Source organism: Spiroplasma endosymbiont of Othius punctulatus (genome assembly GCF_964019505.1).
Taxonomy (GTDB): Bacteria; Bacillota_I; Bacilli_A; order Mycoplasmatales; family Mycoplasmataceae; genus TIUS-1.
Genome location: NZ_OZ026449.1, coordinates 119,373 through 144,359 on the forward strand (window position 1 = coordinate 119,373; position 24,987 = coordinate 144,359).

The following is a 24,987-nucleotide window of genomic DNA, read 5'->3' on the forward strand; positions in this document are numbered from 1 at the left end:
AAAAATGTATAACGTAAAATTTGCAGACATTGGTGAAGGTCTTACTGAAGGTAAGGTGGCTGAGGTTCTTGTTAAAGTGGGACAAACAATTAAAGAAGGTGATTCTTTATTCTTTGTGGAAACTGACAAAGTAAACTCAGAAATACCATCGCCAGTTGCTGGTGTAATATCACAATTAAATATCAAAGAAAACCAAAACATTATGGTTGGTGATACCGTAGTTATTATTGATGATGGTTCGTCATCATCAACAGTTGCACAGCTTAAAAAAGAAGTACGAGTAGAAAAAGAAATAAATGCTTCAGTTGTTGGTTCAACACCAATTTCAAATGAAGTGATTAGTCGTGACGCTCCAAAGCAAACAGTTGATTTATCAAATAATCAACATGTCAAAGCATCGCCGTTGGCTAGAAAGGTTGCCACTGAAAAAGGTATTAATTTATCACAAATAAGTGGAACTGGACCCAATGGAAGAATATTGGTAGAAGATATAAATTCAAATAACACAAACAAAAATCAAGTTGAACCAGTGACAACAAACGCAGTTAACAAAAAAACTGTAAGCATTGATTCACCATTAACTTGAACTGAAACTCCAATGAATGGAATAAGAAAAGCTATAGCAAAAGCAATGGAGCGATCAAGTTCGGAGAATGCTGCATTTACGGGAATGTCTAATATAGACATAACACCAACTTATGATATGAGAAATCAATTAAAAGACCATGCAACAAAAAATGGTATTAAACTAACTTACTTAGCGTTTATTGTAAAAGCGGCTGCGAATGTATTGCAAGAAATGCCAAACATTAATGCTCGTATAAATAAAGAAAATAACTCAATATTATCAATGCACAACATCAACATTGGTATTGCAGTTGACACACCAAAAGGGTTAATGGTTCCCGTTATTAAAGGCGTTAACCACTTAAGTGTGTTTGAAATTGCAAATCAAATTACCGATTTAGCAGCACGTGCTAAAGCAGGAAAACTTTCAATGAAAGAAATGAGTGAAGGAACATTTACCATTTCTAACTTTGGTAGTGTTGGGTTAGATTATGCAACACCAATTATTAATTCCCCAGAAGCATCAATTCTTGGAGTTGGTAATATGGTAAAAACACCAATCTTTGTCGGAGACGAAATTAAAGCGGGTTGAATAATGCCGTTCTCTATGACATGCGATCACAGAATTATTGATGGTGGTGATGCAGGTAGATTTTTAATGAAATTAAAAGCTTACTTACAAGCACCAGCGTTGCTATTTATTTAAGGAGAATTATGTATAACGTAAAATTTGCAGACATCGGTGAAGGACTTACCGAAGGAAAAGTAGTTGAAGTACTTGTAAAAGTTGGACAAACAATTAAAGAAGGTGATCCTTTATTCTTTGTTGAAACTGACAAAGTAAATTCAGAAATACCATCACCAGTAGCTGGTGTGGTTAGTCAACTAAATATTAAAGAAAACCAAGAAATTAAAGTTGGAGACATTGTGGTTGTTATCGATAACGGTACAGGGGTAGACATTGTTTCCAAACCATCAATTAAGGCCGTGGCGGACGATAAAGAAGAAAATGCATCAGTTGTTGGTTCGACACCTGTATCAAATGATGTGATACCTTCACGTGGTCCTAAACCTAATCAAACACAATCTATTCAACCACAAACAAATAACATTATTGTGGATAAAGAATATGACGTAATTGTAGTCGGTGCTGGTATTGGTGGTTATATGAACGCCATCAAATGTGCTCAACTAGGATTGTCAACATTAATTATTGAAAAAGAATATTATGGTGGAGTTTGCTTGAATGTTGGGTGTATTCCAACAAAGTCGCTTTTAAGAACGGCTAAAATTTATACTGAGATTACAAAAAAAGCGGCATCATTAGGAATTGTATTTCCATCAGATCAAAAACCAACTATTGATTGAAAACAATCAGTATCAAGAAAAAATGATGTTGTTTCTAAGTTAACAAATGGTGTTCAATACTTATTGAAAAAAAACGGTGTTGACCGTGAGTTCGGAATTGCAACACCGTTAGAAGCAAAAGTGATTGAAGTTAATGGAAAAAAATTTCGTGGAAAAAATATAGTTATTGCAACTGGTTCAGTTCCAATTAAATTACCACTTCCAGGATTTGAAGAAGCCAGAAGCAAAGGTATCTTAATTGATTCGACTTCAATTCTTTCATTAAAAGAAATACCAAAATCATTAACAATTATTGGTGGTGGAGTTATTGGTATTGAGTTTGGTTGCTTGTTTGCATCACTTGGTACAAAAGTAACAGTAATTGAAGGTTCACCAACAATCATTCCCCAATTAGATGAAGAAGTGATTGAGCTAATGACAGCATATATGAGGGATAGATATTCAGTAACTATACTTACAAATGCGAAAGTAAACTCAATGGATGGGAATACCGTTTCATATGAATTTGAAGGGTCTAAAAACACAGTAACATCTGATTTTGTATTAGAGTCAGTTGGTAGAAAAGTTGTAACATCTGATTTTGATAAAGTTGGTGTTGAACTTACAACGCGTGGAGCAATCAACGCAAATGAATATAGTGAAACAAACATTGAAGGTGTTTACGCCATTGGTGATGTTGTAGGCAAAGCTATGTTAGCTCAAGTTGCTGCACATGCTGCTGTAGTTACAGCAAATAGAATTGCAATGAAGGCAGGTAAAAAAGGGGCTGAAGATATGATAATGGATTATTCAAAAGTTCCCAGTTGTATTTATTCACAACCAGAAATTGCAATGATAGGTAGAACAGAACAAGACTTGAGATCATCTGGAGTTGAATATAAAGCTTTTAAATTTCCGTTCTCTGCAATTGGTAAAGCTCTTGCTGACGACCATGTTACTGGATTTGTAAAACTAATTGTAGAACCTAAATATAAAACTATTTTAGGTGCCCACATTATTGGAAATAGAGCGACAGATATGATTTCAGAAATTACAACATTAATTGAATGTGAGGGAACAATCACAGAACTTGCTCGTTCAATACATCCCCACCCAACAATGAGTGAAGCAATTGGTGAAGCAGCTGAAGCTCTTGAAAGTGGAAAGGCGATTAACTTCTAATGTACAGTGTTAAAGAAATAGAAAACATCTTAATTAAAACAGATGTAAAGCAAACTATTGTATTTGCTGAAGGGTGAGAAGAAAAAATTCAAAAAGTCGCTAATCACTTAACTAATAACAAAATTGCAAATGTAGTTATGTTATTTAACAAATCAAGTGAAATCCCAAAAGGATTAAATGAATCAATCAAAATTTGTTCACTTGATCAAATTGATAAAACCCCATACATTAATAAATTTATTGAATTAAGAAAAGAAAAAACAAACATTGATGACGCAACTAAGTTGATGAACAAAACAAATTACATTTCAGTAATGATGGTAAAAATGAGTGAAGCTGATTGTGTGTTATCTGGATTAACTTATACAACGGCAGATACAATTAGGCCAGCATTACAAGTTATTAAAACTAAACCTGGATTAAGTCTTGCGGCAAGTGTGTTTATTATTAACAAAGGTGAGGAAAATTATTTATTCACCGATTGCGCTCTTAACATCAAACCTACAAGTCAACAACTCGCAGACATTGCTAAGATGACTGCAAAGTTTGGTGAGGCTTTTAAATTTAGTGATGTTGAAGTTGCGATGTTGAGTTATTCAACTGCTGGTTCTGGTTCTGGTGAAGACGTTGATCGTGTTCGTGGAGCAGTTGAAATATTAAATAGTCAAAACAACAACTTCAATATCGTTGGTGAAATTCAATTTGATGCTGCTTGAGATAAAGAAGTAAGAGATAAGAAAATGCCTAGAAATAAAATGAAAAAAAATAGACCAGATGTTTATGTATTTCCAGACATTAACTCAGCAAATATTGGATATAAAATTGCTCAAAGAATGGGTGGTTACAATGCTATTGGTCCATTCATTATGGGATTTAATAATCCGGTAAATGACTTAAGTCGTGGAGCAACTTTAGAAGATGTTCAAAATACAGCAATAATAACAATCTTTCAAGCAATGGAGAAAAAATAAATGATATTAATAATTAACTCCGGAAGTAGTTCAATTAAATTTAGACTTTATGACATCCAAGATAAAAATAAACCAAAAGATATTTTAGAAGGCTTAGCTGAAAGAATTGGAGTTGACGGTTTTTGATCGTTCAAATACGACAGTACTAAACATGAGTTCAATGATAAGTTACCAAATCATAAAGTGGCACTAAAATTAATTTTAGATAAATTAATCGAAATGAAAATAATTGAAAATTACAATGACATTGAAGGTGTGGGATTTAGAGTTGTCCATGGTGGTACGGTTTCTTCATCTTCATTAATTAGCGATGATATTTATTCATCAATTGTAGATTCTACAAAATTAGCACCCTTACATAATCCAGGAGCTCTTGTTGCGATTGATGCCGTTAAGGCGATAATGCCAGATGCAAAATTAGTAGCTTCTTTTGACACTGCGTTTCATCAAACAATTCCAAAAGAAAACTTCTTATATACAACGCCGATTGAATGGTATGAAAATCATGGTGTAAGAAAATATGGATTCCACGGGATTAGTTATCAATATATTTTAAAAAATCTATCAACTATATTGAAAAAGGATTGTCGTAAAGTTAATGCAATTGTGTGTCATTTAGGTAATGGTGCATCAATGGCGGTTATTAAAGAAGGGTTATCATTTGATACAACAATGGGTTTAACACCATTAGCTGGATTAATGATGGGTACGAGAAGCGGTGACATTGATCCTTCTATTATTGAATATATGTCTAAAGAATTAAAAAAAGATGTAGTTGAAATAACAACGATGTTAAATAAAAATTCAGGATTAAAAGGTATCTCAAAAATATCATCAGATATGAGAGATGTTAGAGAAGCGTTCTATGGTGGAAATCAAAATGCAAAGATTGCAATTCATAAGTACACAACAATAGTTGCGGACTTCATGGTTAAGTATGCAAACTATTTGAATGGTGAAATTGATGCAATTGTATTTACTGCGGGTATAGGAGAAAATTCTGATTTCATTAGAACACAAGTATTAGATAGAGTTAATATACTTGGGTTAGAACTTGATGAGAAATTAAATGCATACTCAAACGACTATGAGGACTATAAGTTGATATCAACAAATAAATCAAAATCAAAAGTATATGCAATTAAAACAAATGAGGAACTCATGATCTGTTTGGACACAATTTCAAAAATATATTTAAGGAGTACAAAATAATGTTTTATTCAGTGGCGGATGTAACCAAGGGAATTTTTTCAAGCCTTCCATTTTGAGGGGTTGTGGTAGCTGCAGTTTTAGTTATTGGTATTGGATATTTTTTTCAAAAAAAGAATCTGATATTTAAAAGTTGAGAAAAGGCAATTGTAAAATTAGTAATTTATGTAGGACTACCATCTCTAATATTAAAAAGTTTTATGACTGAATTATCTGGCGAAGATGGATTCACAGAAAAAATGGTAATGATGTGCGCAAGCTTATTATTCTATGTATTGATTACATATGGTTCAAGGCTATTCTTTTTAAAAAACAATAAGGATGCTCAAGATACATTATCAATGACGGTTGCATTCTCGTCAGCAATATACTTTGGTATTCCAATTTTAAGTTCATTGTTTGAATCTGAGTATGCAGCAGAAATCAACACTTATTCAAGTGTTATTAATGTAGGTTACTGATTGTTCATGTGTTCATCGGCGGTATATATAGTACAAAAAAATAATTTCCCAATGTCAACAGATGTCGAAGCATCAAGTGCAAAAGAAGGCGAGGTTGTAAGAAACGGATCAATTGCTAATAAAAGTAGAAAAGAAATAATAATTAGCTTATTAAAAAATCCAATTATTATTGCAACAGTTGCCGGATTTATTATTTGAATAACACAGTTAATACCGGGAATCAAATTCATGCCAGTAAGTGACTGAAATGCAGGATCAGAAACTAACACTGAATATTATTCAATTCTAAGATTTGACATGTGAATACCAGGTGTAGATAAAACACTTGATTTACTAAAAGCATTAGCAACACCATTGGCTTGATTTTCAATCGGTGCAGTTATTGCGAATGGTGATATTAAATCAGCAGTTAAAAATAAAACAGTATGGTGAGCATTTTTCTTGAAAATGATCATTGCACCATTGTTTGTAATCTTAATATTCTTAGCAGCAGCAGGAATAGGTGATGCTACGGGTGCATGAAAAATACCTAACTTAGCATTTATGTTAGGAGTAATTATGATTGCAGCGCCAACAGCCAACACAGTTGTGGGTTATGCAATTGCATATGAGAAAGAAGAAAACTTAGCTTCACAAATAGCTACAGTTACAATTATCGGTGGAATCATTACGATTCCATTCTGAACAGTTGTGAGTGCTGTGATTAGTGAATTAAGTATATTTGATCAAACAGCAGTATTGGCCTAGTTAATAGACAATTTTAAATAAAAAGAAAACCTTAATAATTAAGGTTTTCTTTTTATTGGAGATTAATCTCAGTTATTAAGTTTCATATTTTCATCAATATTTTCAGTTGTATTTGAATATATTTCAGGGTATTTTTTAAATATTTTTTCTTGAATTGCTCACAGTATAATTGTGGCAATTATCGAAAGAATAAAAAATATCAAGAATATAAATTGTCCTGTAGTATGGAATGGTTGACTATTATCTGTAGGGATAATAAATGTAACTATAGCCATAACATTTATAACAATTAACATTGTAGAAGAAATAATCGCAGCTGGTCAAAATACATATGAATTGATTTTTTCAATTTTAACTTTGTTTGTAAATCTATTAACCATAGCTGCAAAAATTAATGCGTTAATTGCAATGAAAACATACGCCGTTAGTGCACTTGCCATTTGACCCACAAAGTCACCGAACGCATTCATATACATTGTAGGGTTGTTATGTCAATCAGTAAAATTAGAATAGATTCCATTTCAGTCACCACGAGGAACGAAGGTACCTAGTAAGATTAATATTATATAAAATGATGATGTTGCAATAAATTGTAATAGTGCAACCATTTTAAATGTGGCTTTTTCTTTTGGTAAAAAAATTACTTTCGCATTATAGTCACTTAGCATTTCAGTCATACCAACGCTTATAAAAACATTTGTAGATGTGAAACAAACCAACATCATCACTGTATTTGCTACAATAATAGCCGCTCTTTGACCGCCTTCAGTGTTTCCGAATATCTTTGACAACACACCAACAATAGAACCGTCACCACCACCAAATAAGGCTACAGCCATTAATACATAAAATAGTGATACAAATATCATCCCTGCAATCAATGCTCTTGGAACTTGCTCTTTATGAGTTGCGCCTTTTTGCATGTTCGCAATATAAACGTACCCATCAAATGAAAGTAATATAGCTCCAAACCCTGACAAAAATGTAATTGCTGTTGCGCTTTCTTTGTATGCTTCATTGTCAAATGCAGAGTCATCTCCCCATAAAACAAACCCTGCAATCAGTGCGACGAATAATGGTATGAATTTAAAGACTGATGCAAAAAGTTGAATGTTTTTACATACAGTTGGCAATCATACATTCGATGCATAAATTACACCTAATAAAAATACACCGACGATTAAGTAAATAAACAGTTGAGATAAAGGACTAATGTATACATCTAATGTAATAAGGAAATAAGTTATTACGGGAGTCATAAATCCCGTAACGGCAGCTGGTATAAAAATGTAAGAATACATTACTGAAAAAAGAGTTGCTGTTTTTCTACCAATTCATAATTTTAATCAGTTCCCAAGGGTCCCGTTTCCTTTATTCATTGTTGATTTAGAAATTTCAATAAAAACAACAACACTAAGAACAAGGACAAGACCAACAATGGCTCATAGTGAAGTTGCAACAATTGGGTTGTTAGTTTGTGATAGTAGTTCTTGATTCTTTAAATAAATACCAGCTCCAATAACCATACCAATAACCAATAAGAACATTGATCAAAATTCATAAGCTTTAGATTTGTTTTTTGTATTATTCATTTTCAACCTCAACTCAATTGTTTGTTAAAAGGTTATCATCAACAACACCTTCAAAACCATTGAATGGATCTTTTTTTGCAAAGAATACTTCTTGAGCAATGAACACTGCAGTAGCGTAAGCTACACAAAATATTAATATTAATAAAAAGATAAATCCATTTGATTCAATAAATGTTTGACCACTCGGAGGAATCAAGAATGCAACTATACCAAAAACATTAAAGACAACCATCATTACACTTGAAATGATTGCAGCAGGTCAGAAGAACTTAACTTTTGGAACATCCACCTTACGTGTGAATCTATTTATCATTGCTCCGATTATTAACATATTTAGCATTATAAAAACCATAACTGTTGTAGCCGATGAAAATGAATTTACAAAATAAGCTGGTTGATCAAGATATGCTCTTAGGTCTGTAGCTTCACTTCCAAGAGGTACAGAGTGAATTCCTTTTCAATCACCATGAGGAGCAACTGTTCCAAGAACAATAACAATAACAAAATATGTAATTGTTAAACCCAATTGCAAAAATGCCGCAGACTTGAAACTAGCTTTTGATTTTGGGATATAAATTATCTTACAATTGTAATCACTAAATATTTCGGTCATACCCAAGTTAGTAAACATATTAACTGATAGTAGACACACGAGCATCATAATTATGTTTGCCATAACTCACGCAACTTGTTCGGCGTCTTTACCACCACCAAATATTTTTGAAAGAACACCTTCAATTGTTCCGTTACCACCACCAAAAGTTGCTAGGGCAATTAAAATATAAAACACAGTAACAAAAATCATACCAGCAGTTAAAGCCTTAGGAACTTGTTCTGGGTGTTTTGCACCTTGTTGCATATTTGCAATATAAACGTAACCATCAAATGAAAAAAGAATTGCTCCAAATCCACCCAAGAATGAAAGTGCTTTAATGTTTTCTAAGCTTTCAGATGACTCAAATGAGTTTTCAGTCCCCATTCCTCATAAAATAAATCCAGCAATCATAGCGATGATTAATGGGATGAACTTAAATACTGATCCAAACACTTGTAAATTTTTACAATGTTTTGGAGAATATATATTTGCAAATGCAAATAGAGTTAATAGTGATATACAACATACTAAGTAGATTGCCATTATTTCAAGTGGTGTTAATTGAACACCAATGGCTTGAATCATATAACCGACAACACCAGCAACAAATACTGATTGAGTAGTTGGCATATAAACAAATGTATAAATGATAGAAAAGAAAGAGGCAATACGACGATTTAAAAATATCTTCGCTCAGTTACCCATTGTTCCATTACCTGATTTTAAAGTGGATTTTGATATTTCAATAAACACCACAACAGACATAATACAAACTAATCCCACAATTCCTCAAAGTGCAGTTGCAACAATTGGGTTTCCAGTTTGAGCCAGTAATTCTTTATTTTTTAAATAAATACCAGCTCCGATAACAATACCAGCAACCAATAAAAACATTGATCAAAATTCTTTTGATTTACTTGATAATTTCATATTGAGCCTCCATTGCTTTTATATATAATACCTATTATTAATTGCAAATTTTGTATAATATATTAAATATGGCGCTATGGCCAAGGGGTTCAAGGCATGAGTCTGCAACACTCTGATCGTCGGTTCGAATCCGACTAGCGCCTCCAATTTGAAACAAAGTCTCTCAGAAAAATGAGAGTTTTTTTATTTGTCTTTTATTATAGTATAAAAATAAAAAATTCCAAATAAAGTATTATATATTGTAAATAATATTTGAAAGATTATAATAAATTTTGGAGGAAACTTTATGGAAATAACAAATTTAATTCTTACAGAACTATTTGGTACAGCATTACTAATTATATTAGGTAATGGAATTGTAGCTAATGTAGTTTTGAAAGGAACAAAAGGTAATAACGCAGGATGACTTTCAATCACGATTGGTTGAGGTTTTGCAGTAACGGTAGCAGCTCTAATATCTTCAGCATTTGCGGGTGGAGCAGGTTGATTAAACCCGGCAGTAACACTTGGAGTGATGTTCGCCGATATGAGTGGAACAGCTTTAAAATATGGTGTGTCACAAGAACAAATGACAGGTATATTTATTGGAATAATGTTTATTCAAATTATAGGAGCATTCTTAGGACAACTTTTATTAGATGTTCTATATCTTAAACATATCAAAATGACATTAGAAGATGGTGAATTTGGATGTAGTAACGTGTTGGGTATGCACTCAACTGGGGCCACAACTAAATCAATACCATTAAACTTTTTAATGGAAATGATAGCAACATTTATATTAGTGTTTGCAATCTTATGTCTTGGTGCATACAATGCGCCAGGATATATTGGACCAGTAATTGTTGGAATTGTTGTGCTATCAATTGGACTTTCACTTGGTGGAACAACTGGTTATGCCATTAACCCAGCACGTGACTTAGGACCTAGAATTGCACACATGCTGTTATTTAAAAAATCAGGTTCAGCATCTGATTGAACTTATGCATGAATACCAGTTGTAGCACCATTAACAGGTGGTTTAATTGCTGGTGGTATTATGTTGTTAACAACATTATAAAAAGGAGATATATGAAAAAATACGATATTTGCATAATTGGTGGAGGGATCATTGGTGCTTCGATTGCACGTGAACTTGCCAAATACGATATTAACTTAGTAATCTTAGAGGCAAATGCTCGAGTGGCAATGGAAACATCTGCTGGTAACTCAGGACTTGTGCATGGGGGATTTGACCCAACACCAGGAAGACTGAATGCACGTTTAAATGTAGCTGGAAAATTAAGATATGAAGATTGAATTAAGGAAATGGAATTCCCATACTTAAGAATTGATTCAACAATTGTAGCGTTTACTGCTGAAGAAATGGAACATGTTCATATGTTATATGAACGCGGTTTAACAAATGGATTAGAAGCAAAAGAGATGGAGATCATTGACGCCAAAGAATTACAAAAAAGAGAACCAAATATTTCAAAAGAAGCAATTGGTGCATTGGTATGTAATTCTTCAATTGCGGTTGATCCCGTTGAACTAACTAAAACTTTGTTTACTAATGCAATTAGAAACAAAGCTGAATTAAAAGTTAACTCAAAAGTTATTGATATCAAAAAATCAAAAGATGGATATGAAATAAAAACGAGCAAAGGTGAAGTTATAAATTCAAAATTTGTAATCAACGTTGCTGGACACTATGCAGACGTAATTTCAAAAATGGCTGGACACCCAGATTTTAACTTGGTTACAAAACGTGGTGAATATAGAATTCTTGAAAAAACTGAAGCTGGTATTGTGAACTCAGTTGTGTTCATGGTTCCTACAATTCATGGTAAAGGTGTAATTGTTGCACCAATGTTAAATGGACATGTATTGGTTGGTCCAACGGCTGAAGACAATGTACCAAAGGATGAAACAAGATTGGTTACTCAAAAACAATTTGACTTCATTGGAGAAATTGGAAAAAAACTAATCCCGTCAATCAACATGAATAAAACATGTATGACACTATCTGGATCAAGACCAATTGAACCAACTGAAAATGATTTTTGAATTAAACCAGCAAAAGGTGATGATCACTTTATAAGTGTTGCCGGAATGAAATCTCCAGCAATAGCATCAGCTCCAGCGATTGCCGATTATGTAATTGGACTTGTTGAAAAAGTAGAAAAATTAAATAAGAAAAAAGATTGAAACCCAATTGAAAAAACAATTTTACCTTTGAGTTAATAAGGAGACAAAAATGGAAAAATACATCGTAACACTAGATGAAGGGACTACAAGTGCTAGAACTCTAGTTACAAATAAGAAGGGAGATATTGTTTCAATAGCTCAATCAGAGTTCCCACAATACTTTCCCAAAGATGGATGAGTGGAACATGATGCAAATGAAATTTGAAACACTCAGAGATCAACATTTACACAAGCGCTTGGTAAAGCAAATATTACTGGTGAACAAATTTCTGCAATTGGAATAACAAATCAAAGAGAAACTGCAGTTATTTGAAATAAAGAAAATGGGTTACCAATTTATAATGCAATTGTTTGACAAGATACTAGAACAGCTAAATATTGTGAAAGTATGGGTCAAAAAGATGTTGACATGGTAAGGGAAAAAACCGGATTAATAATCAATCCGTACTTCTCGGGTTCAAAAGTTAAGTGAATTTTAGACAATGTTGAAGGTGCAAGACAACTGGCAAAAGAAGGTAAGTTAATGTTTGGGACAATCAATACATGATTAATCTATAGACTTACTGGAGGGGAGGTTTTTATAACCGATCACGCAAATGCTCAAAGAACATTGATGTATAACATTCACACAAATGACTGAGATGATGAACTGTTAGAATTATTTGATATACCAAGAAGTATTTTGCCAGAAATTAAATCATGTTCTGAAGTATATGGAAAAAGTTATGCTGGTTTAATTAGTAAACAAGACATGACACAAATCCCAGTTTGTTCTTCAATTGGAGATCAACAATCAGCACTGTTTGGGCAGTTATGTCTAAATGATGGGGAATCAAAAATCACCTATGGAACTGGTTGTTTTATTTTAATGAACACAGGTGAAAAAAGAGTAATGTCAACTCATGGCCTTCTTACAACTATAGCGTGTGCATATGACGGAAAAATCACTTACGCTCTAGAGGGTTCTGTAATGGTTGCGGGATCTGCAATTCAATGGTTGCGTGATAACTTAAGAATTGTATACAACGCCGTTGAAACAGAATGATATGCCGGACAAGTAACAGATGATAGACGTGTTTATGTTGTTCCGTCATTTACGGGATTGGGATCACCTTATTGAGATGCCTATTCTCGTGGTGGAATATTCGGATTAGATAGAGGAACAAAACGCGAACACATTGTTCGTGCCACATTAGAGGCGATTGCATATCAGGCAAATGATGTTGTAAATGCTATGCAAAAAGATATTAAAAAAGATTTAAAATTTTTAAAAGTTGATGGTGGCGCATCTAAGAATAAATTCTTAATGCAATTCCAGGCTGACATTTCACAAACAAATGTTGTTAAACCTGTTAATGTTGAAACAACTGCAATGGGTGCTGCTTATTTAGCTGGACTTGCTGTTGGCTATTGAAAAAATGTTGATGAGATCAGAAAAAATTATAAAAATGATTTTGAGTTAAAACCAACAATTGATAAGAAAAAAGCCGATTGATTAAACAAAGGCTGAAGTACTGCTGTCGAAAGAACTTTCTCTTGATTAAAAGATATAGAATAGTTTTAATATAATAAGTAATTAAATAACCCCACATTGTATTAAGGTGGGGTTTTTTATTTTGTCTATATATTTTATTTTTTTAAAAGGGTATATCTATGTAATGAATTTAAGATATAATTTATTTTGTCTATATCTTTAGATACAAATTATATATAATAATTGTGATATTTCATATGCGCCCTTAGATCAATTGGATAGATCGTTTGACTACGGATCAAAAGGTTAGGGGTTCGAGTCCCTTAGGGCGCACCAGCTAGAAACATCACAAATATTCATACCAGAAATATTTGTTTATATAACGAGAAGTGGCTCAGCTTGGTAGAGCATTCGGTTTGGGACCGAAGGGTCGCAGGTTCGAATCCTGTCTTCTCGACCATTTATTTGGGCCCGTAGCTCAGCTGGGAGAGCACCTGCCTTGCACGCAGGGGGTCGTCGGTTCGATCCCGATCGGGTCCACCAAATATGGCGGGGTAGCTCAGCTGGTTAGAGCGCTCGGCTCATACCCGGGAGGTCGCGAGTTCAAGTCTCGCCCCCGCTACCATATTTATATTAATCATTTTGGACATTTAGCTCAGTTGGTTAGAGCTCCCGGCTCATAACCGGGCGGTCATTGGTTCAAGTCCAATAATGTCCACCAAATTCGACGCCAGATAGGCTTCGCTATGCGGACTATAAAAATTATACGGAAGATTACCCAAGCCTGGCTGAAGGGGTCGGTCTTGAAAACCGAGAGTCGGGGAAACCCGAGCGGGGGTTCGAATCCCTCATCTTCCGCCATTTTTTATATATCGCGGGATAGAGCAGTTGGTAGCTCGTCGGGCTCATAACCCGAAGGTCGTAGGTTCAAGTCCTGCTCCCGCAACCAATGGCCCCATAGCGAAGTTGGTTATCGCGCCTCCCTGTCACGGAGGAGATCACGAGTTCGAGTCTCGTTGGGGTCGCCAATAATGGTTTTGTAGCTCAGTTGGTAGAGCAATTGATTGAAGCTCAATGTGTCGGCGGTTCAATTCCGTTCAAAACCACCATTTCGAAATATAGCTCAGCTGGTTAGAGCACTCCGCTGATAACGGAGAGGTCGGTGGTTCGAGTCCACTTATTTCGACCATTTATGAATACGAAATATAACAAGGAGAAATCCTTTTTTTTTTTTTTTTTGAAATACCTATTAATTAATAAAATTTCATTAGTGTATATAATAGTAGTAAGGAAATTATTTATGAATTGAGCAAACAGAGTAACGTTAATTAGACTGATTTTTATACCCATGATAATCATTATGATATTTTTAGGACCAGCCAATGGTCATGGGTGAGATGTGATAACAACAAAATTTACATCGGGAAATTATTCACTAGCACTCTCGGATTTAATAGCGGGATTATTGTTTATCATAGCTTCATTATCAGATATGTTAGATGGATATATTGCTAGAAAATATAATCAAGTAACTAACTTTGGTAAGTTCTTTGACTCAATCGCAGATAAGCTTTTAACAAACTTGATATTAGTTGTATTTGCAGTAATTGGAATTTTACCTTTATGAATAGTATTGATTTTTATTGGTAGAGATTTTATTATCGATGTTGTAAGACAAGTGTTGGCAACTCAAAAAACAATAATGGCTGCTAATAATTTAGGTAGATATAAAGCTGCAGTTCAAATGCTTGGGATGTCAATTTTATTTTTTGTTGGACTATCAAGCTTTAGCGGTGACACATGATTGTATGGTGAGTTTGGTTTAATAAATCAATTAGTTATGATTCCAACATACATTGCTGCAATATTATCAATTGCGGCCGCGCTAAATTATATGATATTAAATAGAAAAGTTTTATTTAGTATTGCATCAGACCAAGGTCACGGAGAAAAAGATGAATAAAAAATGAGCGCTTATTACTGGTGCATCAAAAGGGTTAGGATTTGAATATTGTGACCTTTTATTAACGAAAGGTTATGACATTATTGGTGTTGCAAGAAATACAGATAGTTTAGGTGAATTACAAAAAAAACACTCTGAACGAGAAGTTGTTGCCATAAATATGGATTTGAGCAATAATGATAACTGCTTTAAATTAATTGAAGAAGTAAAAGATAAAAACATTGAACTTGTAATTAATAATGCAGGTTATGGTGTTTGAGGTATGTTTGAAAAATCAGACATACAATCTGAAATGAATATGATTGATCTAAACATTAAAGCACTTCACATATTGACTAAAGAATTTGTAAAAATATTTAAAGAAAAAAATGTTGGAAGAATTATCAATGTTGGTTCGATGGCTGCTTTCACACCGGGTCCTGTATTTGCTGGATACTATGCATCAAAAGCATATGTTACATCATTGGGTGAAGCTGTTAACTTAGAATTAAAAATGGCGAAATCTAAAGCCCGTGTAATTACAATTTGCCCCGGACCACTAAAGACTGATTTTTGAAATAGGAGTTCAAATCAAATTGATGCGACTTACTATTCAAAAGTCAAAGTAATGAGTACGAGAACATATGCAATCAAATCATTGCGTAAATGTTTAAAAACAAACAAGAGTGTTATTATCATTGGAAAAATGAATAAACTGGCAAAGTTTGGAATTAACATCGCACCAAGAAGTACAGTACTTAAAAAAATATATAAATACCAAAAAGAACGTTAGGAGATATATGTTGTATGGAATTTTCACACAAAGCAATTGAAAAGAAATGACAAAAATTTTGAAAAGAAAATAATGCATTTGCCACTAAAAATAAAAGCGATAAGAAAGCATACATTTTAGATATGTTTCCATACCCTTCAGGTGCTGGACTACACGTTGGCCACACAAAGGGTTACACTGCAACTGATATCTATTCAAGATTTAAAAGATTAAATGGATATGATGTTTTGCACCCAATGGGATATGATGCATTTGGATTACCAGCTGAGCAATATGCTCTTAAAACTGGAAATGACCCAAGAGATTTTACAATTAAAAATATTGAAAACTTTAGAGTTCAATTAGAAAAAATGGGATATTCATATGATCCAAACAAAGAGATAATTACATCTGATCCAAATTACTATAAAACTACACAATGAATTTTTATTCAACTATATAAAAAAGGACTAGCCGAAATTAGAAATGTTAATGTTAATTGATGTCCCGAATTAGGAACTGCATTAGCAAATGAAGAAGTAATTAATGTCGATGGAAAAATGGTTTCTGAAGTTGGTGGCTTTGAAGTTTTCAAGAAACCAATGAGACAATGAGTTTTGAAGATAACTGAATACGCAGATAGATTACTAAAAGGTCTTGATGATATTGATATGCCAAAATCAATTAAAGATTTACAAAAAAATTGAATTGGAAAATCGGAAGGTACATTAATTGAGTTTGATGTTAAAAACACTAATAAAAAACTAAACGTATTTACAACTCGTATTGATACTATTTATGGTGTTTCGTATTTAGTGGTAGCTCCAGAAAATAAAATAGTGGAAGAGATTACGATTGATTCTAAGAAAAAAGAAGTGGAACAATATGTTTCAAAAACTCTTTCTAAATCAGATATTGAACGTCAAGATGAATCAAAACCTAAATCAGGTGTATCCATTGGTCAATACGCAATTAATCCAATTACAAAAGAAGAAGTACCAATCTGGATTAGTGATTATGTATTAAATGATTATGCAACAGGAATTGTTATGGCAGTACCAGCACATGATTCAAGAGATTGAGAGTTTGCCAAAAAATTCAAACTACCAATTAAATTTGTTTTAAAAGCGGAAGATGAATCAAAAGCATTCATTGGAAAATCAGAATATGTGAATTCAAAATTAATTGAAGGTATGAATTTTGAAAAAGCAAAAGAGACATTAGTAAAGTTACTGTCAAAAGAAAACAAAGGAAGCATAAAAGTTAACTACAAATTACGTGATTGATTATTTTCAAGACAACGTTTTTATGGAGAACCATTCCCAGTTGCTTTTGATGACGAACAAAATATTGTTCTACTTGAAAAGTCATTACCAGTCGAATTGCCTAAAACAGATTACATCAAACCATCAGGTACTGGTGAATCACCATTGGCGAATATCAAAGAATGATTGAACATTGATTTGGATAACAAAAAATTGGTTAGAGAAACAAACACAATGCCACAATCAGCTGGTTCATCTTGATATCACTTGGCTTATATTTTGGCCAAGGGTCCAAATGAATTTATTAATATAGATTCTCCAGAAGCAAAAAAATTATTTAAAAAATGACTACCAGTTGATTTATATTTGGGTGGACAAGAACATGCCGTTGGGCATTTGCTTTACATTAGGTTTTGACACCAAGTATTATTTGACCTTGGTATTGTTTCAACTCCAGAGCCATTTAATAAATTGATTAATCAAGGAATGGTGCTTGATAATAGTGGAACTAAAATGTCTAAATCAAAAGGTAATGTTGTTAACCCAGATGATATTATAGAATCTCACGGAGCTGATGCACTTAGATTATTTATTGCATTCATGGGACCGATCGAAGCTTCATTACAATGGAGTGAAAGTGGACTTGATAGTGCACGTAAGTGAATTGATCGTGTATATAGAATGGTTGATACATTTGAAATTTCAAAAACAAATGATGGATCATTGGATGTTGCGTACAACAAGATGGTTAAAAGCTTTGGTCAAATGATTAGTGACTATAAATTTAATACTGCCATTTCACAATTGATGGTTTTTGTAAATGAAATATATTCACAACAAAAACAAGTTTATATTGAACACATTAAAAACTTCCTAATTATGTTGTCAATAATTACGCCTCACATTTGTGAAGAGTTATGACAAAAAATTGGACAAAAGAATTCAGTGTGTGATCAAGTATGACCAACATTCGATGACAAAAAATTAGTAGATAATGTTGTTACAATTGCAGTCCAAATTAATGGTAAACTACGTGCAACTTTTGAAACTGCTCGTGGGACTAAGTCAAATGTAATTTTAGATATGGCTAAAAAAATTGATTCAATTCAAACTCAATTAGAAAATAAAAAAATAATAAAAGAAATTGCAGTTCAAGATAAGATTGTTAACTTCGTAATCAAGTAGAAATACTTGATTTTTATTTTTTTTGCTCACAAAAATTAAATATAATAAATAAATAGAGAGAAACGAAATAAATGAAAATCAGTAAAAATTTAGACTTTATATTAAAACTAGTGATACTTAATGTGTTAGTTCTTTTTTTAATTTTTGACTTTTGCTCACAAATTTGATTTCCTAAGTATAACTTAGGTGGAATTCCAACAATTGAAAGAATAAACATTTACTATGCATTTTGAACTACACAGTCAAATTACATTGTTGTTGTTTATCTTATTGTGACTATATTCTTACAAAAAATTTATGGAACACAAAGACTACTTGGTTTGGAAATTGCGATTACAACTTATATTACTGTTACGTTTATTGTTTTCTGGTTTGGTCTTTTAGCGTCACCAGATGAGATTGGGGCATATAGACCAATCAACTGAGTATCGACTGTTGTTTTACACTTAGTAATCCCATTGTTCATGGTGACACAATTCTTTACGACTTCAGGAAATGTTTATATGTCAATTGAAGACTTTAATAGATTTGGTATTTTTTGTGTTTGTGCATATCCAGTAGCTTATTTGGTTTATGTAATGATAAGAGGTGAATTACGTTTTGAACAATATGGTCCAGATTTCTTTGAATTTATTTATAGTGGGAATCAACCAATTGGATGAGATGGGATTTTTCACAATGGTAATGGTATTGGAATAATTGATTTTGATGCCAGGTTCAATACTCAATTCTACTACCCATATTGATTTTTGGATTTTCATAAATATGAATTAAAATATGGAACAAATGTCATTGGTGGCTCAGAAATTGTTTTCTTCTCTCACAACAATGCCCAATGAACGTATGTACTAGTTACTATTGCTGCATGTTTGGGTATTACAGGGGTCTTTGTTGGGGTCACACTCGGATATCTTGCGTTGAACAACTCTAAATACTATAGATGACATGATTTAAATGATGTATCACTTTCAAAAGAAGAACATGATTACCGTATGGCAAAAAGAAGTGCAAATAGAGCAATTGCTAGACAAGAAAAGAAAAAGGTCAGAATTCACGATAGAGTACAATGAACTAACTTTAAACGTAAGTTAAAGTTAGTTCCAAAAGAATATCATGAACGTGAGATTGAAGAATTCCAACGTGAAAAGATGCAAATATTTGCAGAAAAACTTTGAGACATTGAAGAAAACAATATTGCAAAAAGACAATACAATAAACGATTTGAAGAAATGATCAACAATCTTTCTAAAAAAGATTCAGAAGTTGTTCTAAGGAATGTCAAAGAGTCAAAGCGTTATCAAAAGCTAGTAAAAAAAGGTGTAGTAAACGCAAAAGTAAGGTTTGAATAAACCTTATTTTTTTGTATATAATATAAATATTAAAATAATCGTAAGGGTCAAAATGTCTGAAAAAACAAATAAAAATTTATTCGAAAAATCACCTGAATCTAACAAACCTAAATTTCGTGAACTTGTAGAACAAAGAATGAACAAAATCATGGAAGAAGAAAATTATAAAGTTGTAGAAAACAAAAAAATAGATGCAACAACGTCACTAGACAAAAAGGGTAGACCTAAAACATTTAGAAACATAATAAACCAAAGAGTTGAAGATTACACTGAAGGTACTTTAGATATCGATTCAGTAAACACAACTGAAACAGATAACTACTCAACGTTTGTTACTAATTCAATAAACACAAACGTAACATTGCCATCATCACCTAAAGAAAAAGTTTTAGAAGATATTAAGTCTAAGTCAAAATCAAATTTAACTTATACAGAAAGAAAAATTCTAAACCAAGACAACACACAAAAAAATAATGTATTAGAAAGCGCGAACTCATTGGATGAAAGACGCAAAGTTCTCGAGAGCGGAATGAGATCAAAGAAATCTTCAAGGGAAAGTGAAGACTATATTGAGGGAATCGAAATACCGGTTCACTTTAATCGTGAGTTGAAAATTACAGATCACAAATCTGGTGATGTAATTATGTCAAAATACAAAAACACAATTGATGGTAGACATGATTTTGTTATTTGATTAAAACTAAATGGAATATACGACAGAGTTGAAAAAAGACTTCCTTCAGTCACTGGTGACCAATCTATACTAAAAGAAAAATTAGATGAAGAAGCAAAAATTAAAAGAGTTTCAATTAGAGCAACATTACAAAATGAATCTGGGTTCAAAGTAGATAGACCACAACCAGTTAAGGTTAAAAAACCAAAACAACCGAAATCTGGTTTAATTGATTCTTCAAGTGCAGCAACACCAGTTAGAAGCGATGTTGTGAGTAAAGAAGTTGCGCAAACTTCAAAACAAAAACACCCAACTTTAAAGAATGAAGTATTTAATAATAAAAATAAAAGTGCTAAACCAGTTATGGGAACGGTCCCACAACCAGTTGAAACTAAAAACTTTTTAACAAAACAAACAACTAAACCACTTTTTAACTTACAAACAAATAGTAACCCCACAACAAAACAGACAAACAACAATACAAATAAAAATGTTGCTAAATCAACTACAACAAAACAAACTTCAAACATTCCAAAACAAGATGTAAAAAAACAGATTACAAAGAATGAAATTTCTAATGTTGTTAAATCAGCTGCAAAAAATATAAAACACAGAACACCAAACAATGATGTGGAAAAACTACAAAAAGAAATTTTATTATTAAAACAAGAACTGCTTACTAAGAAAGTAAACAGAGATGTTTACAACACAATTGATTTTGATGAAGATGTAAACAAAGGTTTTTCAGATGCCGATGTATTATTTGGTCTTGAAGAATTTGAACCAACTCCATCAAGTAGAAACCAACTACAATTGGTTAAAAGCAATATACAACCAGATACAATCTCAACAAGTGTTGACGTATCTAGAATAATAAAACTAAAATCTAAGTTACGCGAAAATGATTCAAGTTTCCCGTTCTCGTCAATGTCTTTTGTAGTTAAGGCTTTATCAAATGCACTAGAAAAATTCCCAGCATTTAATGCCAAATTTGATCAAGCAGCTCAACAATCAAGACCAATTAAAAAACACGATATTGGAATAATAATTGAAACAGATGAAAAGTCAGTAGTGCCAGTAATCCACACTGCAAATGGTTTATCAATAAAAGAACTTGGTACTCAATTAATAGGAATCACTTCAGATATTAGAAGGGGTAGAAAATTAGTTGAAGAAAAATCAACAATTAAAATTGGAACATTTGTGGGTTCGGCTTCGTTTATGAAACCTACATTATCAAATGATAATGTGGCTATTATTGCAATGAGTAAAATTGTTAAAAAACCATTTGAGTTTGGTGGAAAAATGTATAGTAAAGCATCTATGAATTTAATTCTTACTTATGATCAACGAGCCGCAAGCGCTGAGAGTGCAAATGAGTTTGTTAATTGAATAAAATACTTGTTACAGACGCCAGAAATTTTAACATTATCTTAAAACTAAAATAATGTATAATTATTTTGGTTATGGCGTTCGTGGTGAAATGGTTAACACATCGGATTGTGGTTCCGACATTCGAGGGTTCAATCCCCTTCGGGCGCCCCATTTTGAAAACAAAAAAAATAACACTTATGTGTTATTTTTTATTTTGTAATTTATGTAGTTGAATAACATTATCAAATAAAGATCATATCGTCATTGGGCCAACACCGCCAGGAACAGGAGTGATAAGTGAGACTGAATCTTTTACTTCGTCAAAGTTAACATCACCACAGTATTTATTGTTAATGTAATTAGAACCAACATCAATAATGATTTGATTATGTCCGATGTTGCTTTTATTGATTAGGTTTGGTGAACCGGCAGCACAAATTATAATTTCAGCATTTTTTATATATGAGTCAATGTTCTTTGTTTTTGTATTACAAACAGTAACAGTTGCTTGTCTATTGATTAACATGTTTGCAACCGGTTTACCAACAATATTGCTTCTACCGATAACTACAACATTTTTACCTACTAAATCAATACCTTCAGAATCAATTAATTTCATAATTCCTTTGGGAGTAGCGGGGGGATTTATGGGTAAGTCTAGAACAGTTTCACCCATTGCCACGGGAGTGAACCCATCTGCGTCTTTAATGGGGCTAATGGCCTTTATTATATTTAATGAGTTAATGTGTTTTGGAAGTGGTAGTTGAACAATGATTGCTGTAATTGACTTGTCATTATTAGATTTAATAATTTGATCTATTACAATTTTTTCTGAAATGCTTTCATCAAAGTTTAATAGTTCAAAGTCAATTCCTAAGTTAATAGCTTTTTTTTGTTTATATTCAATATATTTATTTGAAGCAAAATTACTACCAACTTGAATTACTTGTAATTTAGCTTTAGTGCTAAATTTAAGTAATTCAGTTTTATTTTGTTCGTTTAATTTTTTTGCTAACAAAGCTCCGTCAATCAATTTCATGTACACCTCCAAAGGATAAGATATATAGATTATAATATTTATATATTTAAAAAGGTAATTTATGTTTGTTAATCACAATGCTAGTCCAAGCTTTCAAAAGATAAGATCTGATCTTTATCCTTTTTTAAATCCTGAAACAGTACTTAAAACAAATAAATTTAAAATCAATAAGTTAGAAAAACAATACAAAGATGATAGTGATTATATTGACTATAAACATTGAGTTTTATTTAAATGAGTTAGAGATAACTTTTCGATATCAGAAATTTTTATTTGAAGATTCAATAAAATAATTAAAAAAATGAAAATTGAATTAAGTGAAAGAGAAAAGAAATTTGTAAGGCAACTTGAAGAATTGGTTTTTACAACTTGAAGACCTTTAAAAGAAATGCAGGTAAAATTCACAACCCAAGATAAAGAATCGGTTAACTTATTTCAATCAAGTTGTAACTTGCATTTCTTTGATGGAAAAAAAGAACTAGAACAAATTGGAACATTTGATTTCTATTACTCAACAGATCAAATAATAATTACAGACAAAGACCAAAAAATAAAACACAAAATTAAGTACATCGATATTGTGAACATGATCCCAAAACAATATGGGATTGTTCTTGAATGCAAAAAGGTCCAATACCTTGTTAGAGGTAAAAATAAATTATTAACTTATGTTATGTTATCAAGAATGAATAGACAAAGAGAGTGACGTGTTGATGACATTCCAAATCTATATACTTATTTTGATACATGAAATAATATCTTAGATAAAATGTATTAAAATATTAAAAGGAGAAACACTATGAAAATATTGAAAGTAAAAAACGAAATCGAAGCAGGTAAATTAGGATCTGAAATTATTTTAGACCTAGTTATAAACAAGGATAAACCAGTATTGGGTTTAGCTACTGGTTCAACACCAATTTCAACATATAACCAAATAATTGAAAGAACAAACAGTGAAAAAATTGATTGAACAAATGTAACAACATTTAATCTAGATGAATACAAAGGATTAAAACCAACAGATGATCAATCATATGATTTCTTTATGAGAAAACAATTATTTGATCACATTAATATTAAAAAAGAAAACACAAATATTCCAAGTGGTTCAATCAGTACGAATGAAGAAGCAAATAAATACGATGAATTAATTGCAGCTAAAGGCGGAATTGATTTACAACTTTTAGGATTAGGGACAAATGGACATGTTGGTTTTAACGAACCACCAGCAGACTTTAATTCATTAACATCAATTGTTAATTTGGTAGAATCAACAATTGAATCTAATGCAAGATTCTTTGCTAAAAAAGAAGACGTGCCAACACAGGCAATATCAATGGGTATGAAATCAATCATGTCTGCAAAAAAAATATTATTAATTGCTTTAGGCGAGTCTAAGGCTGACGCTATTGCTCAATTAGTGAATGGAAAAGTTGACCCAAGTTGACCATGTACATTATTGCAAAACCACAAAGATGTAACAATCATCATTGATGAAAAAGCAGCTTCAAAACTTTAAATATAAATTATTAAAGAACAAACATGCCAAGCATTATCTACAATGTACATGTGTAGAGTGTCGTAAGGTTAATAAAATCTTAACAATTACCCAGGACTACAATAAGGAAAGAACCAAGACATGGAATTAAAAGAGTTAAAAGATATTTACAACATTATAAAAAGGCAAATTGAAAATTTTGATTTTAAATCTGAAATTTTTTTAACAGTATCGGGATTATTTTTAGGTTTCTTTATTGCAGGTAATGTCTTTAGCGCGTTATTTGTTAGTTTTTGACCAACATTTTTCTTTTTATTATTTTTTCTTTTAATAATAACTGGTATTATTATTTTTATATGTGTAATATTTCCAAAATCCAAAAAGAAAGAAAGGAATAACAACGGTAAAGAATCAAAAATATATTACAAAGATATTTCCAAAACAGATATATTTGTCGAAGTAACTAATGAAGAATTAAAAGAAGAGTATAAAAAGCAAATAGTAATTAATTCAAAAATTTGCACAAGGAAACACAATCTATTAAAATGAGGAATTTCATTTTTTATAGCTTCGCTTGTTGCCTTTTTTATAGGAATTATTTTAGCAGTTGTATAGGAGTTGT

The 24,987-nt window shown here is 32.1% G+C and carries 19 protein-coding genes and 12 tRNA genes; 28 read left to right on the forward strand and 3 right to left on the reverse strand.

Annotation, left to right across the window (positions count from 1 at the left end; genetic code table 4):
• Positions 1 to 4 precede the first annotated feature (4 nt).
• Genes AACL07_RS00605 through AACL07_RS00625 form a run of 5 tightly spaced genes read left to right on the forward strand, consistent with a single transcriptional unit; the run spans position 5 to position 6,484 of the window.
• Positions 5 to 1,273 carry a dihydrolipoamide acetyltransferase family protein gene (locus AACL07_RS00605; RefSeq protein ID WP_338983729.1) on the forward strand — a complete coding sequence of 423 codons (1,269 nt, stop codon included), beginning with the start codon at positions 5 to 7 and terminating at the stop codon, positions 1,271 to 1,273.
• An 8-nt stretch (positions 1,274 to 1,281) separates the two neighbouring features.
• Positions 1,282 to 3,096 (forward strand): dihydrolipoyl dehydrogenase, encoded by a 1,815-nt coding sequence (gene lpdA, locus AACL07_RS00610; protein ID WP_338983731.1) that lies wholly within the window; start codon positions 1,282 to 1,284, stop codon positions 3,094 to 3,096.
• Complete coding sequence (gene pta, locus AACL07_RS00615; RefSeq protein ID WP_338983733.1) at positions 3,096 to 4,067, forward strand: phosphate acetyltransferase; 972 nt, start codon at positions 3,096 to 3,098, stop codon at positions 4,065 to 4,067. Before lpdA ends, pta begins: the two co-directional genes overlap by 1 nt.
• Positions 4,068 to 5,279: an acetate/propionate family kinase gene (locus AACL07_RS00620; RefSeq protein WP_338983735.1), complete on the forward strand. Its 1,212-nt coding sequence runs from the start codon at positions 4,068 to 4,070 to the stop codon at positions 5,277 to 5,279. It abuts the gene before it with no gap.
• Positions 5,279 to 6,484 carry an AEC family transporter gene (locus AACL07_RS00625; protein WP_338983737.1) on the forward strand — a complete coding sequence of 402 codons (1,206 nt, stop codon included), beginning with the start codon at positions 5,279 to 5,281 and terminating at the stop codon, positions 6,482 to 6,484. The genes AACL07_RS00620 and AACL07_RS00625 overlap by 1 nt, the downstream gene beginning before the upstream one ends.
• 62 nt (positions 6,485 to 6,546) lie before the next feature.
• Here AACL07_RS00625 and AACL07_RS00630 read toward each other — a convergent pair whose 3' ends face one another.
• Positions 6,547 to 8,076 carry an amino acid permease gene (locus tag AACL07_RS00630; RefSeq protein WP_338983739.1) on the reverse strand — a complete coding sequence of 510 codons (1,530 nt, stop codon included), beginning with the start codon at positions 8,074 to 8,076 and terminating at the stop codon, positions 6,547 to 6,549.
• Positions 8,069 to 9,601 (reverse strand): APC family permease, encoded by a 1,533-nt coding sequence (locus AACL07_RS00635; protein ID WP_338983741.1) that lies wholly within the window; start codon positions 9,599 to 9,601, stop codon positions 8,069 to 8,071. The genes AACL07_RS00630 and AACL07_RS00635 overlap by 8 nt, the downstream gene beginning before the upstream one ends.
• Positions 9,602 to 9,671: 70 nt before the next feature.
• Between AACL07_RS00635 and AACL07_RS00640 the strand changes: the two genes are divergently transcribed.
• The 20 genes from AACL07_RS00640 to AACL07_RS00735 all read left to right on the forward strand — a co-directional run bounded on the left by AACL07_RS00640 (position 9,672) and on the right by AACL07_RS00735 (position 21,996).
• Positions 9,672 to 9,747, forward strand: a tRNA-Cys gene (locus AACL07_RS00640).
• A gap of 140 nt (positions 9,748 to 9,887) precedes the next feature.
• Positions 9,888 to 10,661, forward strand: a complete 774-nt coding sequence (locus AACL07_RS00645; protein ID WP_338983743.1) for an MIP/aquaporin family protein — start codon at positions 9,888 to 9,890, stop codon at positions 10,659 to 10,661.
• An 11-nt stretch (positions 10,662 to 10,672) separates the two neighbouring features.
• A complete protein-coding gene (glpO, locus tag AACL07_RS00650) occupies positions 10,673 to 11,827 on the forward strand; it encodes a type 2 glycerol-3-phosphate oxidase (RefSeq protein ID WP_338983745.1) in 1,155 nt (384 codons plus the stop codon).
• A 13-nt stretch (positions 11,828 to 11,840) separates the two neighbouring features.
• A complete protein-coding gene (gene glpK, locus AACL07_RS00655; RefSeq protein WP_338983747.1) occupies positions 11,841 to 13,349 on the forward strand; it encodes a glycerol kinase GlpK in 1,509 nt (502 codons plus the stop codon).
• Between the two features lie 175 nt (positions 13,350 to 13,524).
• Positions 13,525 to 13,601: transfer RNA gene (locus tag AACL07_RS00660), tRNA-Arg, on the forward strand.
• 47 nt (positions 13,602 to 13,648) lie between these two features.
• Positions 13,649 to 13,725 (forward strand) — tRNA-Pro (locus AACL07_RS00665).
• Between the two features lie 7 nt (positions 13,726 to 13,732).
• Positions 13,733 to 13,808, forward strand: a tRNA-Ala gene (locus AACL07_RS00670).
• A gap of 5 nt (positions 13,809 to 13,813) precedes the next feature.
• A tRNA-Met gene (locus AACL07_RS00675) sits at positions 13,814 to 13,890 on the forward strand.
• A 19-nt stretch (positions 13,891 to 13,909) separates the two neighbouring features.
• Positions 13,910 to 13,986 (forward strand) — tRNA-Ile (locus AACL07_RS00680).
• 47 nt (positions 13,987 to 14,033) lie between these two features.
• Positions 14,034 to 14,126 (forward strand) — tRNA-Ser (locus AACL07_RS00685).
• Between the two features lie 12 nt (positions 14,127 to 14,138).
• Positions 14,139 to 14,214: transfer RNA gene (locus AACL07_RS00690), tRNA-Met, on the forward strand.
• A gap of 2 nt (positions 14,215 to 14,216) precedes the next feature.
• Positions 14,217 to 14,293 (forward strand) — tRNA-Asp (locus AACL07_RS00695).
• Between the two features lie 5 nt (positions 14,294 to 14,298).
• A tRNA-Phe gene (locus tag AACL07_RS00700) sits at positions 14,299 to 14,374 on the forward strand.
• Positions 14,375 to 14,377: 3 nt separating this feature from the next.
• Positions 14,378 to 14,454: transfer RNA gene (locus AACL07_RS00705), tRNA-Ile, on the forward strand.
• 111 nt (positions 14,455 to 14,565) lie between these two features.
• A complete protein-coding gene (pgsA, locus tag AACL07_RS00710) occupies positions 14,566 to 15,228 on the forward strand; it encodes a CDP-diacylglycerol--glycerol-3-phosphate 3-phosphatidyltransferase (RefSeq protein WP_338983749.1) in 663 nt (220 codons plus the stop codon).
• The gene (locus tag AACL07_RS00715; RefSeq protein ID WP_338983751.1) at positions 15,221 to 16,000 is read left to right on the forward strand and encodes an SDR family NAD(P)-dependent oxidoreductase; all 780 of its coding nucleotides are present in this window, start codon (positions 15,221 to 15,223) and stop codon (positions 15,998 to 16,000) included. Before pgsA ends, AACL07_RS00715 begins: the two co-directional genes overlap by 8 nt.
• Positions 16,001 to 16,014: 14 nt before the next feature.
• Positions 16,015 to 18,429, forward strand: coding sequence for a leucine--tRNA ligase (leuS, locus tag AACL07_RS00720; RefSeq protein WP_338983753.1), 2,415 nt, complete (start codon positions 16,015 to 16,017; stop codon positions 18,427 to 18,429).
• Between the two features lie 71 nt (positions 18,430 to 18,500).
• Positions 18,501 to 19,778, forward strand: a complete 1,278-nt coding sequence (locus tag AACL07_RS00725) for a hypothetical protein (protein WP_338983755.1) — start codon at positions 18,501 to 18,503, stop codon at positions 19,776 to 19,778.
• A gap of 52 nt (positions 19,779 to 19,830) precedes the next feature.
• Entirely contained in the window at positions 19,831 to 21,888 is a 2,058-nt protein-coding gene (locus tag AACL07_RS00730) for a 2-oxo acid dehydrogenase subunit E2 (protein WP_338983757.1), read from the forward strand.
• A gap of 32 nt (positions 21,889 to 21,920) precedes the next feature.
• Positions 21,921 to 21,996: transfer RNA gene (locus tag AACL07_RS00735), tRNA-His, on the forward strand.
• A 31-nt stretch (positions 21,997 to 22,027) separates the two neighbouring features.
• Here the strand turns inward: AACL07_RS00735 and AACL07_RS00740 are convergent.
• A complete protein-coding gene (locus AACL07_RS00740; protein ID WP_338983759.1) occupies positions 22,028 to 22,864 on the reverse strand; it encodes a bifunctional 5,10-methylenetetrahydrofolate dehydrogenase/5,10-methenyltetrahydrofolate cyclohydrolase in 837 nt (278 codons plus the stop codon).
• 61 nt (positions 22,865 to 22,925) lie between these two features.
• On the opposite strand from AACL07_RS00740, the gene AACL07_RS00745 reads away from it, so the two are divergent.
• The 3 genes from AACL07_RS00745 (at position 22,926) to AACL07_RS00755 (ending at position 24,980) form a co-directional block, all read left to right on the forward strand.
• On the forward strand, positions 22,926 to 23,642 hold the full coding sequence (locus tag AACL07_RS00745) for a hypothetical protein (RefSeq protein WP_338983760.1): 717 nt from the start codon (positions 22,926 to 22,928) through the stop codon (positions 23,640 to 23,642).
• Positions 23,643 to 23,663: 21 nt separating this feature from the next.
• Complete coding sequence (gene nagB / locus AACL07_RS00750; protein ID WP_338983762.1) at positions 23,664 to 24,386, forward strand: glucosamine-6-phosphate deaminase; 723 nt, start codon at positions 23,664 to 23,666, stop codon at positions 24,384 to 24,386.
• A 120-nt stretch (positions 24,387 to 24,506) separates the two neighbouring features.
• On the forward strand, positions 24,507 to 24,980 hold the full coding sequence (locus AACL07_RS00755) for a Pycsar system effector family protein (RefSeq protein WP_338983764.1): 474 nt from the start codon (positions 24,507 to 24,509) through the stop codon (positions 24,978 to 24,980).
• The last annotated feature ends 7 nt before the right edge of the window (positions 24,981 to 24,987 follow it).